The 16960-nt window shown below is 71.2% G+C and carries 15 protein-coding genes; 11 read left to right on the top strand and 4 right to left on the bottom strand.

Annotated features, from left to right (window positions below):
- Positions 1 to 306 precede the first annotated feature (306 nt).
- A complete protein-coding gene (locus OG736_RS25445; protein ID WP_327184492.1) occupies positions 307 to 1653 on the top strand; it encodes a S8 family peptidase in 1347 nt (448 codons plus the stop codon).
- A gap of 99 nt (positions 1654 to 1752) precedes the next feature.
- On the opposite strand, the gene OG736_RS25450 is transcribed toward OG736_RS25445, so the two are convergent.
- Positions 1753 to 2166, bottom strand: a complete 414-nt coding sequence (locus tag OG736_RS25450) for a PLD nuclease N-terminal domain-containing protein (protein WP_327184493.1) — start codon at positions 2164 to 2166, stop codon at positions 1753 to 1755.
- A gap of 256 nt (positions 2167 to 2422) precedes the next feature.
- On the opposite strand from OG736_RS25450, the gene OG736_RS25455 reads away from it, so the two are divergent.
- The 8 genes from OG736_RS25455 (at position 2423) to OG736_RS25490 (ending at position 9117) form a co-directional block, all read left to right on the top strand.
- Complete coding sequence (locus OG736_RS25455) at positions 2423 to 3880, top strand: menaquinone biosynthesis decarboxylase (protein ID WP_054238666.1); 1458 nt, start codon at positions 2423 to 2425, stop codon at positions 3878 to 3880.
- A complete protein-coding gene (gene mqnP, locus OG736_RS25460) occupies positions 3877 to 4779 on the top strand; it encodes a menaquinone biosynthesis prenyltransferase MqnP (protein WP_327184494.1) in 903 nt (300 codons plus the stop codon). The genes OG736_RS25455 and mqnP overlap by 4 nt, the downstream gene beginning before the upstream one ends.
- Positions 4780 to 4936: 157 nt before the next feature.
- Entirely contained in the window at positions 4937 to 5608 is a 672-nt protein-coding gene (locus tag OG736_RS25465) for a UbiX family flavin prenyltransferase (protein ID WP_327184495.1), read from the top strand.
- A 140-nt stretch (positions 5609 to 5748) separates the two neighbouring features.
- A complete protein-coding gene (locus OG736_RS25470) occupies positions 5749 to 6204 on the top strand; it encodes an Lrp/AsnC family transcriptional regulator (protein ID WP_054238669.1) in 456 nt (151 codons plus the stop codon).
- A 63-nt stretch (positions 6205 to 6267) separates the two neighbouring features.
- A complete protein-coding gene (mqnE, locus tag OG736_RS25475) occupies positions 6268 to 7431 on the top strand; it encodes an aminofutalosine synthase MqnE (protein WP_020130098.1) in 1164 nt (387 codons plus the stop codon).
- Positions 7432 to 7486: 55 nt separating this feature from the next.
- Positions 7487 to 8011: a GNAT family N-acetyltransferase gene (locus OG736_RS25480; RefSeq protein ID WP_314223471.1), complete on the top strand. Its 525-nt coding sequence runs from the start codon at positions 7487 to 7489 to the stop codon at positions 8009 to 8011.
- 93 nt (positions 8012 to 8104) lie between these two features.
- Entirely contained in the window at positions 8105 to 8413 is a 309-nt protein-coding gene (locus OG736_RS25485; protein ID WP_327184496.1) for a DUF4229 domain-containing protein, read from the top strand.
- 59 nt (positions 8414 to 8472) lie between these two features.
- Positions 8473 to 9117 (top strand): TetR/AcrR family transcriptional regulator, encoded by a 645-nt coding sequence (locus tag OG736_RS25490; RefSeq protein ID WP_327184497.1) that lies wholly within the window; start codon positions 8473 to 8475, stop codon positions 9115 to 9117.
- Between the two features lie 28 nt (positions 9118 to 9145).
- Here the strand turns inward: OG736_RS25490 and OG736_RS25495 are convergent, their stop codons facing one another.
- The 3 genes from OG736_RS25495 to OG736_RS25505 all read right to left on the bottom strand — a co-directional run bounded on the left by OG736_RS25495 (position 9146) and on the right by OG736_RS25505 (position 13353).
- A complete protein-coding gene (locus tag OG736_RS25495; protein ID WP_327184498.1) occupies positions 9146 to 10897 on the bottom strand; it encodes an eCIS core domain-containing protein in 1752 nt (583 codons plus the stop codon).
- Between the two features lie 237 nt (positions 10898 to 11134).
- Positions 11135 to 11995 carry a MaoC/PaaZ C-terminal domain-containing protein gene (locus tag OG736_RS25500; protein WP_327184499.1) on the bottom strand — a complete coding sequence of 287 codons (861 nt, stop codon included), beginning with the start codon at positions 11993 to 11995 and terminating at the stop codon, positions 11135 to 11137.
- Positions 11995 to 13353, bottom strand: coding sequence for a 3-oxoacyl-ACP reductase (locus OG736_RS25505; protein WP_327184500.1), 1359 nt, complete (start codon positions 13351 to 13353; stop codon positions 11995 to 11997). The genes OG736_RS25500 and OG736_RS25505 overlap by 1 nt, the downstream gene beginning before the upstream one ends.
- Positions 13354 to 13454: 101 nt before the next feature.
- Here OG736_RS25505 and OG736_RS25510 point away from each other — a divergent pair, with 101 nt between their 5' ends.
- A complete protein-coding gene (locus OG736_RS25510; RefSeq protein ID WP_327184501.1) occupies positions 13455 to 14813 on the top strand; it encodes an acetyl-CoA C-acetyltransferase in 1359 nt (452 codons plus the stop codon).
- Positions 14814 to 15023: 210 nt separating this feature from the next.
- Positions 15024 to 16946, top strand: a complete 1923-nt coding sequence (locus OG736_RS25515) for an AMP-dependent synthetase/ligase (RefSeq protein ID WP_327184502.1) — start codon at positions 15024 to 15026, stop codon at positions 16944 to 16946.
- Positions 16947 to 16960: the final 14 nt, after the last annotated feature.

Genomic DNA, 16960 nt, shown 5'->3' on the forward strand with positions numbered 1-16960 from the left:
GGCGACCGGGCCGGCTCCCCACGCAGGGCGGCGTCCTGCGTCAACTCGGCGGTGGCCTGGCCGCTTTGCTGCTCGGGGCTCATCGAAACGGCTGTCCTCGGTCGCGCTGCTGTCGCCGTCAGCGTAGAGCACGTGTCCTGCGAAAGGACCTCTGGAGCGGCTCACCCGCGCGCTGGGCTCGCACGTCCGATCAGGTGATTTCATGACCGGTCCGGACGATCCCGAGTGAGTCGCCTCCGGGGAACATCTGACCACTCATATTGTCCTGCTTTGTCGATCTTCGGTGTGCAGGGTGTGGAGGATTTGGTGCGAAGACTCGGAAAGATTCCGCTCCGTAATGGTTTGGTCGCCTGTGCCGCGCTGTCGGCCCTCACGGCCGCCGCGGTCGTGCCCGGCTCCGCGCAGGCCGCCGAGCCCGCTTCGGCGGAGCGGTGGATCGTGCAGCTGAAGGACACGGTCGCCGATCCGGGCAAGGTCGCCGAGGAGCAGGCGAAGGGACAGGCGTCGGACGGCGGGAGCCGGCTGCGCCATGTCTTCGACGCCACCGTGGACGGGGCGGCCCTCAAGGGCTACGCCCTGGAGGCGACCGCGGCCCAGATCGAGGCCATTCGCGCCGACCCGCAGGTCGCCTCGATCGAACCCGACCGGCTGGTGTCCCTGCCCGAACCGGTCGCCGGTTCCTCGCTCCAGGCGCCGCAGCAGCGGACGGGCAGGGCGGACGGGGGCGGTGTCGCGTACAAGGGCGACCCGCTGCTCGCCGGGCAGTGGGGCCTCTTCCGGATCGGCGCCGTGGCGGGCTCCGAGCACGGATTCCGGGTGCCCGCGGCCGCCCGGGTCGGGGTGGCGGTGCTGGACACCGGTGTGGACGCCGGTCACCCGGACCTGCGGGTGGCCGGGAACGCCAACTTCAGTACCTCGCCCGGCGCGAACGACCTCCACGGCCACGGGACGCACGTCGCGGGCATCATCCAGGCGCTCAACAACGGCATCGGCGCTGAGGGCACCGCCCCCGGCACCCGCCTGTGGAACGTCAAGGTCCTGGGTGACAGCGGCTCAGGGCTCTTCTCCGACCTCATCGCGGGCCTGAACTGGGTCGCCCGCAACGCGAAGGCGAAGAACATCCGGGTCGCCAACCTGAGTCTGGGAACCTCGGTGGACAGCCCGCTGGTGCACCAGGCCGTCCGGCTGGCCACCCAGGCGGGCGTCGCCGTGGTGGCCTCAGCGGGCAACGCCGGTACGACCGCGCTGAACTATCCGGCGGCCTACCCGGAGGCGATCAGCGTCGCCGCCACCACCGTGTTCGACCAGCGGGCGCCCTTCTCCAACTACGGAGCGTCGTGGGTGGACATCGCGGCCCCGGGCACCGACATCCTCTCCACTCTCCCCACCCGCGCCACGCTGCTGGGTGAGGACCACGGCTTCCTCTCCGGCACGAGCATGGCCGCGCCCTTCGTCACCGGCTCCGCCGCGCTGTGCCTGACCTCCGGCCACTGCCAGGGCAATGCCCGCGACATCCTGCGCACGCTCGGCCGGGACGCCCGGCCCGTCGCCGGCACCGGCTCGGACTACCGGTACGGACTCGTCCAGGTCGGCTGCTACTGGCAGAACGGTTCCCAGTGCTCGCCCAGGTCCGTCGAACACGACGCGGCCTAGGATCCGTCCCCGCCCCGGGGTCGCCCGTACGGCGGCCCCCCTGCGTCCACGCCACGGCGCCCGCGTCTCACCGAGACCGCAGGGCGCCGTCGGCGTGTCTCAGGTCTGCGGAGGCTGGGGGTCCTCACCGGACTCGCGGCGCTTCAGCTCGTCCTCGCGGCGGCGCAGGTCGGCCTCCCAGTCCTTGAGGAGAGCCTCGTCGTCCTTCTCGTCCTCTCCCTTGTCCTCCTTGAGGGACTTGAGGAACTCGGGGTTGTCGTCGGGCGCGACCCACTCGGCGCGTCGGCCGCGGGGCGACTCGGCCGGAGTGCCACCGCCCACGGGCGCGCGGCGTGCCTTGCCTGCCACCAGCCACGCGACCGGACCGACGAGCACCTCGCCGAAGAGCAGGATGATGATGACCCAGACCACCTTCGGCAGCCCCCGCACCTCCTCCTCGGGAGTGTTGAGACAGTCGATGAAGGCGTAGATCCACAGCGCCAGTACCAGCAGGAACGGCAGATACCTGAGCATGGTGGCGGGTTCCCCCAGGAGACGGTGACGGCGACGGGGGCGCGGGAGCGCCCCGGTGACCGGGCCAGGGTAGCGGGTGGCGGAAAACGTGCCCTCGCGGGCGGGCCGTGCGGATGAACGGAGCGAGAGGGCCGACCGGGAGGGGCCTTCGCGAGGGCCGGCCGCGAGGCGGTGCGGGGTGCGTCGCGCGGCGGTGCGGCGGGCGTAGTGCGGGGCGCGCGTCGGCGCCGGACGGGCCTCGGCGATACTGGGACACATGGCTTACGACGATCTTCGTTCCCTGCTCAGGGCACTGGAACGCGAAGGCGACCTCAAGCGCGTCAAGGCTGAGGTCGATCCGTATCTGGAAGTCGGGGAGATCGTCGACCGGGTCCAGAAGTCCGGTGGCCCCGCGCTGCTCTTCGAGAACGTGAAGGGGTCGAGCATGCCCCTCGCGATGAACGTGTTCGGCACCGACCGACGGCTCCTGAAGGCCCTCGGCCTCAAGTCCTACGCCGAGATCAGCGAGAAGATCGGCGGACTGCTGCGGCCCGAGCTGCCGCACGGGTTCGTCGGCGTCCGCGAGGCGTTCGGCAAGCTCGGCGCGATGACGCACGTCCCGCCGAAGAAGGTGAAGCCCCAGGACGCGCCCGTACAGGAGGTGGTCCTGCACGGCGACGACGTCGACCTCGACGCCCTCCCCGCCCTCTTCACCTGGCCGCAGGACGGCGGCTCCTTCTTCAACCTGGGCCTGACGCACACCAAGGACCCGGAGAGCGGGATCCGCAACCTCGGCCTGTACCGCCTCCAGCGCCACGACAAGCGCACGATCGGCATGCACTGGCAGATCCACAAGGACAGCCGCAACCACTACCAGGTCGCGGCCCGCAAGGGCGAGAAGCTCCCCGTCGCGATCGCCTTCGGCTGCCCGCCCGCCGTGACGTACGCCTCCACCGCCCCGCTCCCCGGCGACATCGACGAGTACCTCTTCGCCGGCTTCATCGCGGGCAAGCGGATCGAGATGGTCGACTGCAAGACGGTGCCGCTCCAGGTGCCGGCGCAGGCGGAGGTCGTGATCGAGGGCTGGCTGGAGCCGGGCGAGATGCTGCCGGAGGGCCCGTTCGGCGACCACACCGGCTTCTACACCCCGCAGGAGCCGTTCCCCGCCCTGAAGATCGACTGCGTGACGATGCGCAAGCGCCCGCTGCTCCAGTCGATCGTGGTCGGCCGGCCGCCGACGGAGGACGGCCCGCTGGGCCGCGCCACGGAACGCTTCTTCCTCCCGCTGCTGAAGATCATCGTCCCGGACATCGTGGACTACCACCTGCCCGAGGCCGGCGGCTTCCACAACTGCGCGATCGTCTCGATCGACAAGAAGTACCCCAAGCACGCGCAGAAGGTCATGCACGCGGTCTGGGGCGCCCACATGATGTCCCTGACCAAGCTGATCGTGGTCGTCGACGCGGACTGCGACGTCCACGATCTGCACGAGGTCGCGTGGCGGGCGCTCGGCAACACCGACTACGCCCGTGACCTGTCCGTCGTCGAAGGCCCGGTCGACCATCTCGACCACGCCTCCTACCAGCAGTTCTGGGGTGGCAAGGCGGGTATCGACGCGACGCGGAAGTGGCCCGAGGAGGGGTACACGCGGGACGGCGGCTGGCCGGAGATGGTGCTGTCCGACCCGGATACGGCGGCGAAGGTCGACCGCCGCTGGAAGGAGTACGGCCTGTGAGTTCCGCTTCCGCAGCGCTTCCGCAGCCAGGACGCACCAAGGCCTTCCTGCGGCTGGTGATGATCGAGCACTCGGTCTTCGCGCTGCCCTTCGCCTACATCGCCGCGCTGACGGCGATGTTCCAGACCGACGAGAACATCCACTGGGGCAGGCTGCTCCTGGTCACCGTCTGCATGGTGGGCCTGCGTACCTTCGCCATGGCGGTCAACCGGATCATCGACCGCGAGATCGACGCCCGTAACCCCCGCACGGCGCAGCGCGAGCTGGTGACGGGCGCGATGTCGGTGCGGCACGCCTGGACCGGCGCCCTGATCGCCCTGGTGATCTTCCTGGGCGCGGCGGCGCTGCTGAATCCGCTCTGCCTGGCCCTGGCCCCCATCGCGGTGATCCCGATGGTGGTGTACCCGTACGGCAAACGCTTCACGAACTTCCCGCAGGCCATCCTCGGCCTGGCGCAGGCGATGGGCCCGATCGGCGGCTGGCTGGCGATCACCGGCGAGTGGTCCTGGGACGCGGTGATCCTGGGCCTGGCGGTGGGCATCTGGATCGGCGGCTTCGACCTGATCTACGCCTGCCAGGACGTCGAGACGGACCGCGAGGTCGGCGTCATGTCGGTTCCGGCCCGCTTCGGCATCCCGGCGGCGGTCTGGGGGGCGCGGGTCTGCCACGCGATCACGACGGCCCTGTTCGTCTGGTACGCCCTGGCCACCGACGCCGGCGCCTTCTTCTGGCTCGGCCTGGTGATCGTCGCGGGTGCCTTCGTCTACGAGCACACGATCGTGCGGCCCCACGACCTGACCCGCCTGAACAGGGCGTTCTTCTCGACGAACGGGTTCATCGGCATCAGCCTGTTCGGGTGCGCGCTGATCGACCTGCTGGTGCGGGGGCTCACGGTCTAGGGCCGGGCGGTCCGCGTGATCCGTCCGTGTACTCCGTCCGGGTGAACGGGCGGGCGGAGGGAGCGCAGGGGGCACGCGGGCTCCAGGGCCGACCGGTCCTGAAGACCTCTCCGCCCACCGGTACGCTCAAGGTGTGAACGCAGGAGAAACGCAGCGCGTGCCTTGGATCGTGGGGGTGTCCGGGGCGTCCGGTACGCCCTATGCCGCCGCTGTGCTGCGCGCGCTGCTCGCCGCGGGAGAGAGTGTCGACCTGGTCGTCAGCCGGGCCTCGCGGCTCACCCTGCTCGACGAGACGGGGATCTCCTTCCGGGACGCGCACTGGCGCGACGACCTGCGGGAATGGCTCGCGCGGGGGGCCGACGGGAAGCCGGGCACCTTCGACGTGGACCTCGAAGGCGAGGGCGGGGGCGACCGGGTGCGGTACTGGGCGGCCGGGGACCTGGCCGCCGGGCCCTCCTCCGGGTCGTACGCCACGAAGGGCATGCTGATCGTGCCCGCCTCCACCGCCTGTGTGGCCGGGGTCGCCCTCGGGCTCTCCAAGGACCTCCTCCAGCGGGCGGCGAGCGTGACGCTCAAGGAGCGGCGTCCGCTGGTCGTGGCCGTACGGGAGACCCCGCTGAACGGGCAGACCCTGCGTCATCTGGTCGCCCTGGACGAGGCGGGTGCGAGCGTCGTGCCGGCCTCTCCGGCCTTCTACGCGGGCGCCACCCACATCCAGGACCTGGTGGACTTCGTCGCCGGGCGGGTCCTCGACGCGGCGGGTGTCGGGCACGGGCTGTACCGCCGCTGGAAGGGCGAGATCGGCGGCGGCTCCCGTCCTCCCGCCTGAGCGTCGGACGCGGACGGCGCGGGCGGCACGCACCACTGCTTCAGGAACACCCGCTTCAGGAAACCCGCTTCAGAAACACCCGCTTCAGGAACTCCCCCCCCCACACTCCTCATCTCTCCTCATCGGAAGGCTTCGATCGCATGGACGCGGTGGACAGGCAGCTCATCCAGGCCCTGAGGGAGAACGGCCGGGCCTCCTACGCGGAGCTGGGACGCCTCGTCGGTCTGTCGGGACCCAGTGTCACCGACCGCATCAACCGGCTGGAGGCGGCCGGTGTCATCACCGGTTACCGCGCCACGGTGAACGCCGCCCAGCTCGGCCTCGGCGTCACCGCCCTCATCGGCATCTCCCTCTCCGACGCCGCCGACCACGAGGACGTGGCGAACCGGATGAAGGACCTCAGCGAGATCGAGGACTGCTGGTTCATCGCCGGCGACGACTCGTTCATGCTCAAGGTGCGGGCGAACGACGTGGACGGTCTCGAGCGGATCATCCGGCGGCTCAGCGGGACCAAGGGCGTGTCCCGGACCCGTACCACCATCGTGCTCTCCACCAAGTGGGAGAACCGGGTCGGGGAGCTTCCCGAAGAGGTGTAGCCGTACGGTTGGTGGTCGGTGGCGTCGTAGGAAGTCGAAGAGAAGTCGTAGAGAGGTGTGGGCATGGATGCCGGACTCAAGCGCGAGCTGGAGCAGAAGGTCAGGGCCGGTGAGCGGCTGACCCGTGAGGACGGCATCGCGCTGTACGAGTCGGACGACCTGGCGTGGCTGGGCGGACTGGCGCACGAGGTGCGGACCCGCAAGAACGGCGACGTCGTGCACTTCAACGTCAACCGGCACCTCAACATGACGAACGTGTGCACGGCCTCCTGCGCCTACTGCTCCTTCCAGCGCAAGCCGGGCGAGAAGGACGCGTACACGATGCGCATCGAGGAGGCGGTGAAGCTCGCCAAGGCGATGGAGGGCGAGAACCTCACCGAGCTGCACATCGTCAACGGCCTGCACCCGAACCTGCCGTGGCGCTACTACCCGCGCTCGCTGCGGGAGCTGAAGGCCGCGCTCCCGGACGTCTCCCTGAAGGCGTTCACGGCGACGGAGATCCACCACTTCGAGACGATCAGCGGGCTGTCCGCCTCCGAGATCCTCGACGAGCTGATCGACGCCGGTCTGGAGTCGCTGACCGGCGGCGGCGCCGAGATCTTCGACTGGGAGGTCCGGCAGCACATCGTCGACCACCGCACCCACTGGGAGGACTGGTCGCGCATCCACCGGCTGGCGCACGAGAAGGGGCTCAAGACCCCGTGCACCATGCTGTACGGCCACATCGAGGAGCCCCGCCACCGCGTCGACCACGTCCTGCGCCTGCGTGAGCTCCAGGACGAGACGAACGGCTTCCAGGTCTTCATCCCCCTGCGCTACCAGCACGACTTCGTGGACATGCAGGACGGCAAGGTCCGCAACCGGCTCCAGGCCCGCACCCAGATGGCGACCGGCGCGGAGGCCCTCAAGACCTTCGCGGTCTCCCGGCTGCTCTTCGACAACGTCCCGCACGTCAAGGTCTTCTGGGTCATGCACGGCGTCCAGACCGCGCAGCTCGCGCTCCAGCACGGCGCCGACGACATGGACGGCTCGGTCGTCGAGTACAAGATCACGCACGACGCCGACAACTACGGCACCCCGAACAAGCTGACCCGCGACGACCTGCTGGACCTCATCCGGGACGCCGGTTTCCGCCCGGTGGAGCGCAACACCCGCTACGAGATCATCCGCGAGTACGACGGCCCCGACCCGGCGCTCCGCGAGTCGCCGCAGCCGATGCGGGTCTGAGGCGGCAGGAGCAGGGACTTGGAAGTCGGGGCTGCGTAAGGATTACCATCCTTTCGTGGCCCTTACTTTCACTCTCGACCCCGCCGTCACCCCCGCCCTGCGTGACGGCATCCTCGACCTGTGGACGGATGTCTCCAACACGGGCGGAGCCGTCGGCTTCGTGGCGCCGGTGGAGCGCGAGACGGTCCGGCCGGAACTGGTCCGCCACCTCGTCCAGATGGCCGAGGGTCGTACCCGGCTGCTCGTCGGACACGACGCGGCCGGCGAGGTGGCGGCGACGGCGTTCCTCAGCTTCAACACCCACCGGCTCCAGACCCACTGGGTGATGCTCTACACGGTGATGGTCCACCCCCGGCACCAGGGCAAGGGCTACGGCCGCGACCTGCTGGCGGCCGCCGCCGAGGAGGCCCGCGCCTTCGACGGCATCGACGCGATCCGGCTCACCTGCCGCGGCGGGCTCGGCCTGGAGCACTTCTACGGCTCCTGCGGTTACAAGGAGGTCGGCCGGGTGCCCGGCGCCATCAGGGTCGCGCCGGGCGACGACCGCGACGACATCATCATGCTGCTGCCCCTGACGTGACGGCTGTGACCGCTCGCACCCCGATGCAAGATCGGCACCCCGGCGTGCTTCACTGGATGACGGCCCCTTTTGGAATCGGAAGAGTGGATTGACATGCTCCGCTACACACTGATGCGCCTCGGTGTCTTCGCCGGCTGCCTCGTGGTCGTCTGGGGTCTCGTCTACTCGGGCGTCGTGCCCCGCGGGCTCGGCGACTCCAACATCATGTGGATCCTGCTGCTCTCGCTGGTGATCTCCGCGCCGATCAGCTTCGTGGTGCTGCGCAAGGAGCGCGACCGTGCCTCGGTGCACGTCGTGCAGCGGGTGGACCGTATGAAGGCCAACCTGGAGGCCAACAAGTCCCAGGAGGACGCCTCGATCGACGAGGCGACGCGCTCGCAGGGCCAGGCGCAGACCTCGTAGTCGTCACGCGGCGGGGCGGGCCGGGCCGGGACCCGAGCGGGCCCAACTACGCTGTGTCCATGGGGACCGTGAAGACCAAGCGGATGCCGCGTGCGGTCCGTGAGCAGCAGATGCTGGACGCCGCCGTGGAGACCTTCGGCCGCCGGGGGTACATGGCCGCGTCCATGGACGAGATCGCCGAACTCGCGGGCGTGTCCAAGCCGTTGGTGTATCTGTACCTGAACTCCAAGGAAGACCTCTTCACCGCCTGCATCCGGCGCGAGGCCAAGGCGCTCGTCGCGGCGGTGCGCACCGGCGTCCGCACCGACCTGCCCGCCGACCGCCAACTCTGGGACGGTCTGCGGGCGTTCTTCGCGCACACCGCCGAGCATCCGCACGCCTGGTCCGTCCTGCATCTTCAAGCCCGCACGCACGGCGAGCCCTTCGCCGCCGAGGTCACGGCGATGCGCGAGGAGATCGTCGCGTTCGTCACGCACCTGATCGTGGTCGCGGCCAGGGAGGCGCACCGGGACCCCGACCTGCCCGAACGAGAGGTCGCCGGACTCGCCGAGGCGCTGGTCGGCGCCGCCGAGGCCCTCGCCGCCTGGGCCAACACCGCCGACGGCACCACGGCCCGGCAGGCGGCGGCGACCCTGATGAACTTCGCCTGGGCAGGCCTGGGCAACCTCATGGAGGGGCGGCCCTGGACCCCACCGGAGGCCTGAGGGCTTCCGGCAGGGCCACGCGGTCGCCTCAGCTCAGGTCCATCGCGTCCGCCGGTACCAGCACCGGGGCCTGCTCGCTGTCCGAGGCCGAGGAGTCGGATTCGGAACCGTACCCGGTGTCCACCCGCTCCTGGCCCTCGCAGTCGACCCGGAGGCTGACGTGCGTGCCGCCGCCCGTCATCGCCGCCGTATGGATGCGCAGCGCGAGCATGTCGGCGTTCGCGATGGTGTAGTCGGATTCCCCGATGTTGGAGGCCTTGCTCGGCCAGTAGGGGCCGGGACGCTTGGAGTCGTCGCCGACGAAGAGCTCCATGTAGCAGACCATGCAGGGCCGCTTGACCCCGGCGATCGCGGAGACGCTTCCCGCCGGCGCGCTCTCCACGATGCGGCGCTCGGCGTGCAGGCCGTCCGTGGCGGCGTCCTCCCGCTTCGCGGGCACGTTCACCGAGCCACCGAGAGCCTGGAGAACCGCGCTGTACGCGTCCCTGCCCTGTCCGTCACCCAGCAGACGTGAGGCCAGCTTCTGGGCGTGCCGTTGTTCGAGCGCCGTGCGGCTGGACAGGTTCGGCTCGCCGGCCTTCAGGATGGCGGTGAGGAACTCCGCGGCGCTGGCCTTGCCCTCGTACAGGTCGGTGAGTGCCTTGTTGGCGCCGTCCTTGTTCGACGAGATGTACAGCTGGAACCGCGTGGCCGCGCCTTCCGGCCCCTCCTGCTGGACGGCGCTCACGCCCGCCTGTACTTCCTCGGGCTGCTTGCGCAGGTCGTTGAGGTAGTTGAAGGTGACGGTGGAGATCCAGCGCAGGGCCTGCTCCGGGCGTTCCGCCGAGAAGGAGCGTTCCTTCCGGATGTTGTCGGTGCCGTGGTACATCGCGCTCAGCGCGGCGCCCTTGAGCCCCTCGCTCTTCGCGTGCGCGGGGGCGTTGTCGGAGGCGATCGGGAAGTGCACGGTCTTGTTCTGCTGCCCGCCGTACTCCTTCCAGCCGTGGTTCTGCACGAGCGCCCTGGTGATCGCCTGTGCCACGGTCGCCTTCTTGCCGCCCCTGCCGGCCTTGGACTTGGTCGCCTCCTTGGGCATCCGCTGCACGTTCTGCCGCTCGCCGGTCCCGGCCGCCGCCCGCTGTACCGGAGCCCCGTGGCCCGCCGAGCCGGGCAGCGAGAGATCGGGGGTCGAACCCTGCGCGACGAGACGGCCGTTGGCGGCCGACTGACGCTCGAAGGCGTCGCCCGGGTCGGACACCTTCACGCCCGAGCCGTTGTCGGTGCCCGCCACCGGGCCCTGCGACTGCTGCCGGACGTGGTCGAGTTCGTGGAACATCGTCTCGTCGTCCACCTGGGACGAGCCGAGCACGATGTGGTGGCCGACGGTCATGGCGTGGGCCTGGAAGTCGGCGCTCGCGCGCTGGGCGGTCGCGTCGTTGTGCACGCGCACGTGACCGAGCGACATTCCGTACGCCTGCTCGGCCTTGGCCCGGATGCGCGGGTCCAGACCGCTGCCGCCGGATCCGGTCACCTCGGCCAGCGACACCCGGCGCTGCACCGCGGCCTGCTGCGTCTCGTCGGTCTCCGCGGCCCGCTGGACCGACCGGTCCGCGTGGCCGCAGCCGGGGCCGTGCTCGTGCCGCTGTTCCTCGATGGCACGCGTCACCGCCGCGTTGCCCGCCGAGCGCTGGAGGGCGAGCAGTCCCGCCGCCGGCCCCGGGAGCGACGACCGTGCGGAGCCTCTCCCGGCCTTGGACCGGCGGTTGCCACCCAGGTCGTTCTCCTGGTCCTGCGCGCGCATGGACGCTCCCTTCAGCGACAGAGCCATCTGAACCCACCACTGTGCTCGACCGGACGCGACCGGGGTAAGGACCTCGAGGGCAGTGTCGGGGGCCGATCGCGCAGGATCACCGGGCGATCCGGCGGAGCCGTCCCGCGACGGACGGGGCAATCGTCGCCCTGCCGGCGAAGCGGCGCGCCGGTCACCCGGGGCCCGTCACCCGGGGCCCGTCACCCGGGGCCCGTCACCCGGGGCCGGTCACGGCGTGAGCGGATCCACCCGGCCGCTCACGTGCACCCGTCCCGAATCTCCCGTCCCGCGCAGCTCGAACCGCTCGCCGTCCGCCGCGAAGGTCACCGCTCCCGGCAGCAGGACCGGTGCCCGGAACTCCGCACGCACCCGTACGGCCTGGGGGGTGCCGTGTGCGGCGAGGCAGCGGGCCACGGTCCACATGCCGTGCGCGATGGCCCGGGGGAAGCCGAAGAGACGGGCGGTGAGCGGGTGGAGGTGGATGGGGTTGCGGTCGCCCGACGCGGCGCCGTAACGCCGTCCGACGTCGGCGGCGAGCCGCCACTCGTCGAGCACGGGGAGCGGGTCGGGCTCCGGTTCCCGCTCAGCGGGCGCGGCCTCGGTGCGGTGCCGGGCCAGATACGTGCTCGTCGACTCCCACACGAGCGCGCCGCCGTCCCGCAGCTCCGTGACGACGACCGCCTCGGTCCCGCGTCGGTGCGCGGCCAACCGCTCGACGTGCACGGTGAGTTCGTAGCTGCCGGTGGCCGCGAGGGTGGTGTGGCGGGTGATCTCGATCGACGTGTGGACGAGGCCGAGCAGCGGCAGCGGGAAGCCGCGGCCGCTCATGATCCGCATGGCCAGCGGGAAGCCCAGGACGTGGGGATACGTGAGCGGCAGGGAGTCCTCGCCGGTCGGGAAGCCGCACACCCGCTCGTAGGCGGCCAGCCGGGCCAGGTCCACCCGCAGGTCGGGCAGGACGAGCCGGTCGCCGGTGCCGGGGAACGTGACGCCCGGCCCGGGCCGTTTGAACGGGGAGCGCAGCGCGCCGAGGGCGAGCAGGGGACCGAGCGACGGAGGCCCGGACAGGGTGGTCACCACGCCGGTCACTACGCCCCCAGCAGACTCTGGCCGCACACGCGCACGACCTGCCCGTTGACCGAGCCGGACGCGGGGTGGGCGAGCCAGGCGGTCGTCTCGGCCACGTCGACGGGCAGGCCCCCCTGCGCGAGGGAGTTCATCCGGCGCCCCGCCTCGCGGATGAACAACGGCACCGCGGCCGTCATCTTCGTCTCGATGAAGCCCGGCGCCACCGCGTTGACCGTGACCCCGTGCTCGGCGAGCGCGCGCGGCGCGAGGGACCGGACCAGACCGGCGACGCCCGCCTTGCTCGCGCCGTAGTTCGTCTGCCCCGCGTTGCCCGCGAGTCCGGCGATGGACGCGGTGGCCACGATCCGGCCGCCTGTCCGCAGGGCGCCCTTGGCGAGCAGCGCGTCCGTGGTGCGCAGCACGCTCGCCAGATTGACGTCGAGCACCGAACTCCAGCGCTCGGCGGGCATGTTGACCAGTCGCCGGTCCCGCGTGATCCCCGCGTTGTGGATCAGTACGTCCAGCCCGTCGGGCAGTTCGGCGGCGATGCGCTCGCCCGCGTCGGCGGCCGTGATGTCGAGCGTGAGGGCGCTGCCGCCCAGCCGCGCGGCGACCCGGCGGGCGTCCTCCGCGGCCTGCGGTACGTCCAGTACGACGACGTGGGCGCCGTCCCGGGCGAGTGTCTCCGCGACGGCCTCGCCGATGCCGCGGGCGGCGCCGGTGACGAGCGCGGTGCGCCCGGCGAGGGGCAGGGTCCAGTCGACGGGGCCGTCGGGCCCCTCGGCGGCCCCCACCCCGATCACCTGGCCGCTGACGTACGCCGACTTGGGGGAGAGCAGGAAGCGCAGGGTGGACTCGGCGGCGGACGCGTCGGACAGCCGGACGAGGTTGACGGTCCTGCCCCGTCCGATCTCCTTGCCGAGGGACCGCACGAAGCCCTCCAGGGCCTGCTGCACGGCCGCCTGGTGGTGGTCCCGGGTGTCCAGGGGCGCGCCCAGCACGACGACCCGCCCGCTCGCCGCGACCGACCGTACGACCGGGTGCAGGGCCGCGTGGACCTCGGCGAGCGTGTCGACGTCCCGGACGCCGGTCGCGTCCAGGACGACGGCGGCGGGGCCGGTGGACCCGGTGGTGGATCCGCCGGTGGATCCGGTCGTGGTTCCGGCTGTTTCGGTGGCCGTGGGCAGTCCGGTGCGGGCCAGGACCGGCGCGAGGTCGAGCCCGGACGGCCCGCCGGCCGTGAGGTGCAGCAAGTGGCCTTCCAGGGACGGACGTTCGGCTGTCCAGCGGCTGAGCGCGGCCGGCTGTGGGAGCCCGAGCCGTGCGGTGAGGAACCGGCCGGGGGCCGTGGCGGTGAAGCTCAGATAGCGGTCGGCCATGATGATCTCCCACGGGCTCGGCGCACACCTCGTACCGGGTGCTTACTCTGGAGTAAGGTTACCGTGGGTAAGTCTAGGTCACGGGTGAGGAGCAGGTCGAGATGAGTACCTCGGAACCGTCACGGGCGAGCCGGCGGGTGAGCCACCTGAAGGTCGCGGAGAGCGGCGCGCCCGTGCCCCGGCCGGAACTGCCGCGGATCCGCCGCGTGGCGATCGTCGGCGGCACCCGCATCCCCTTCGCCCGTTCCGACGGCCCCTACGCCACCGCCTCCAACCAGGAGATGCTGACGGCGGCCGTGAACGGTCTGGCGAACCGCTACGCGCTCGATGTGCCCGGTGTGGTGGGCGAGTTGGTCGCCGGGGCCGTGCTCAAGCACAGCCGCGACTTCAACCTCGCCCGCGAGACCGTCCTCGGCTCGAAGCTCGACGCCCGCACCCCCGCCTACGACATCCAGCAGGCCTGCGGCACCGGGCTCCAAGCCGTGATCGCCGCCGCGAACAAGATCGCCCTCGGTCAGACCGAGTCCGCGATCGCCGGCGGCGCCGACACCGCCAGCGACGCCCCGCTCGGCGTCAACGACCGGCTGCGCCGCATCCTCCTCGAGGCCCGCCGGGCGAAGTCGACGGGCGACCGCCTCAAGGCCCTCGCGCAGATCCGCCCCTCCCATCTGATCCCCGACATCCCGCGCAACGCCGAACCGCGCACCGGTCTCTCCATGGGCGAGCACGCGGCGGTCACCGCCCGCGCCTGGGGCGTCGAGCGCGAGGCCCAGGACGAACTGGCGGCCACCAGCCACCAGCGGCTCGCGGCCGCCTACGAACGCGGCTTCTTCGGCGACCTGGTGGTCCCGTTCCGCGACCTGGCCCGCGACCAGAACCTGCGCCCGGACTCCACGGTCGACAAACTGGCCGCGCTGAAGCCGGTGTTCGGCACCGACGGGCCCGACCCGACGATGACGGCGGGTAATTCGACGCCGCTGACGGACGGAGCGGCGGTCGTGCTCCTCGCCTCCGAGGAGTGGGCCGAGGCGCGCGGCCTGGAGCCGCTCGCCTACCTGACGGCGTACGAGACGGCGGCCGTGGACTTCGTGCGCGGCGATGTCGCGGGCGGCGAGGACGGGTTGCTGATGGCGCCCGCGTACGCTGTCCCGCGCATGCTGGAGCGGACCGGTCTGGGCATCGAGGACTTCGACCTGTTCGAGATCCACGAGGCCTTCGCCTCCCAGGTGCTGGCGACGCTCGCGGCCTGGGAGAAGCAGGGGCTGGCGCCGGTGGACCGCGACCGTCTGAACGTGGCCGGCTCCTCCCTCGCCACCGGTCACCCCTTCGCGGCGACCGGCGCCCGCATCGTGGCGACCCTGGCCAAGCTGCTGGCCGAACGGGAGGGTCCCGCAAGGGGGTTGATCTCGATCTGCGCGGCGGGCGGCCAGGGGGTCACCGCAATTCTGGAACGAACGTGAAGATTCCTCATATAACCCCCGAGATTGCACATCCCCAGCCCCGGAACATCCCGGAACACGCACAAGCCCCACACGTGCGCGCCGTACGATCCCCTACCTAACTGGCGGTAACCCCTTTCTTAGGGGGCATCCCGGTTGAACGCCTCGGTACTTGAGGCACGTACGTCATGCAGCAAGCAGTTTCGTCGCTGCACGCCCAGGGAGTCGCCCGTGTCCACCCCGTACCCAGCCGACGGCTCGGCCTTCGCCGACCCCGACGCTCCCCCCACCCTGGTGGAACCCGAGACACGACGACTGGACGGCGTGGTCCGGGAGGCGTCCGTCCCGGCGCTCGCCCGCCCGGTGACGTACGGGTCGCTCGCCGACCTGCCCTACGACAACGCGGCCGCCGTCCCCGAGTCGGTGGTGCTCAGCCGCAAGGGCCAGGACGGCGAGTGGACGGACATCACGGCCGAACGCTTCGCCGCCCAGGTCCACGCGGTGGCCAAGGGGCTGATCGCCGAGGGTCTCGTGCCCGGCGACCGGCTCGCCATCATGGCCCGCACCACCTACGAGTGGACGCTTCTCGACTTCGCGGCCTGGGCGGCCGGGCTGGTCACCGTCCCCGTCTACCCGACCTCCTCCGTCTTCCAGACCCGCTGGATCCTCCACGACTCCGGCGCGGTCGCCCTGGTCACCGAGAGCACCGCCCAGGCGGCCGCCCTCGGCCCCGAACTCGACCGGCTGCCCGACCTGCACCACCTGTGGGTGATGGAGAAGGGGCACGTGGACCGGCTGATCGAGGCGGGCGAGCACGTACCGGACGCCGAGGTCGAGATCCGCCGGGGAATGCTCGTCCCCGACACCCTCGCCACCCTCATCTACACCTCCGGCACCACGGGCCGCCCCAAGGGCTGCGCGCTCACCCACGGCAACTTCTTCGCCGAGGTCGACAACGCGATCGAACTGCTCTACCCGGTCTTCAAGTCGAGCGGCGAGGACCTCTCCGTCCTCCTCTTCCTCCCCATGTCCCACGTCTTCGGGCGCATGGTCGCCATCGCCTGCGTCCGTGCCCGGGTCCGCCTCGGCCACGCCCCGAGCCTGAAGGCCGACGAACTCCTCCCGGACCTGGCGGCCTTCAGACCCACCTGCCTGCTCGCCATCCCGTACATGCTGGAGAAGATCTTCAACACCGCCCGCGCGAAGGCCGAGGCCGGCGGCAAGCTGTCCTCCTTCGACCGGGCGGTCGGCGTGGCCCGCCGCTACGGCGAGGCGGTCGAGGCGCAGAAGACCGGCACCGGCTCCGGACCCGCGGCCACCCTGCGCGCCGCCCGCACCATCTACGACCCGCTCGTCTACCGCCGCATCCGCAACGCCATGGGCGGCCGCGTCCGCCACGCCATCTGCGGCGGCTCGCCGCTCGGCCAACGCCTGTCCGCCTTCTACCTCGGCGCGGGCATCGAGATCTACGAGGGCTACGGCCTGACGGAGACGACCGGAGCGTCCACGGTGACCCCGCCGCTCAAGCCCCGCCTGGGCACGGTCGGCTGGCCCCTGCCGGGGACGAAGATCCGCATAGCGGCGGACGGCGAGATCCTGATCGCCGGCGAACACGTCCTGCGGGGCTACTGGGACCCGGCGGCCGGGGGAGTGGTCCCCGCCACCCCCGACGGCTGGCTGCCCACCGGCGACATCGGCGAACTGGACGACGAGGGCTATCTGACGATCACCGGCCGCAAGAAGGAAATGATCATCACCGCGGGCGGCAAGAGCGTGGCCCCCGCGCCCCTGGAGAACTGGCTGCGCTCCCACCCCCTGATCTCCCAGGCCATGGTCCTCGGCGACGGCCGCCCCTACGTCTCCGTCCTCCTCACCCTCGACCCGGACGGCCTCACCCACTGGCGCCAGATGAACGGCAAGCACCCGGTCCCGGTGGAGCTGCTGATGGACGACCCGGACCTGCACGCCGTGCTCCAACGAGCGATCGACGAGGCCAACAAGCTGGTCTCCCGCCCCGAGTCGATCCGCCGCTTCGCCATCCTCCCGACCGACTTCTCGGAGCACGCCGGCCACCTCACCCCCTCGATGAAACTCCGCCGCGAGGCGGTCCTGGCGGACTTCGCGGACCAGGTGGAGGGGCTGTACCAGCACTAGGGAGGCGGTGCGTG

The organism is Streptomyces sp. NBC_01334, from assembly GCF_035983595.1.
Classification (GTDB): Bacteria; Actinomycetota; Actinomycetes; order Streptomycetales; family Streptomycetaceae; genus Streptomyces; species Streptomyces coriariae.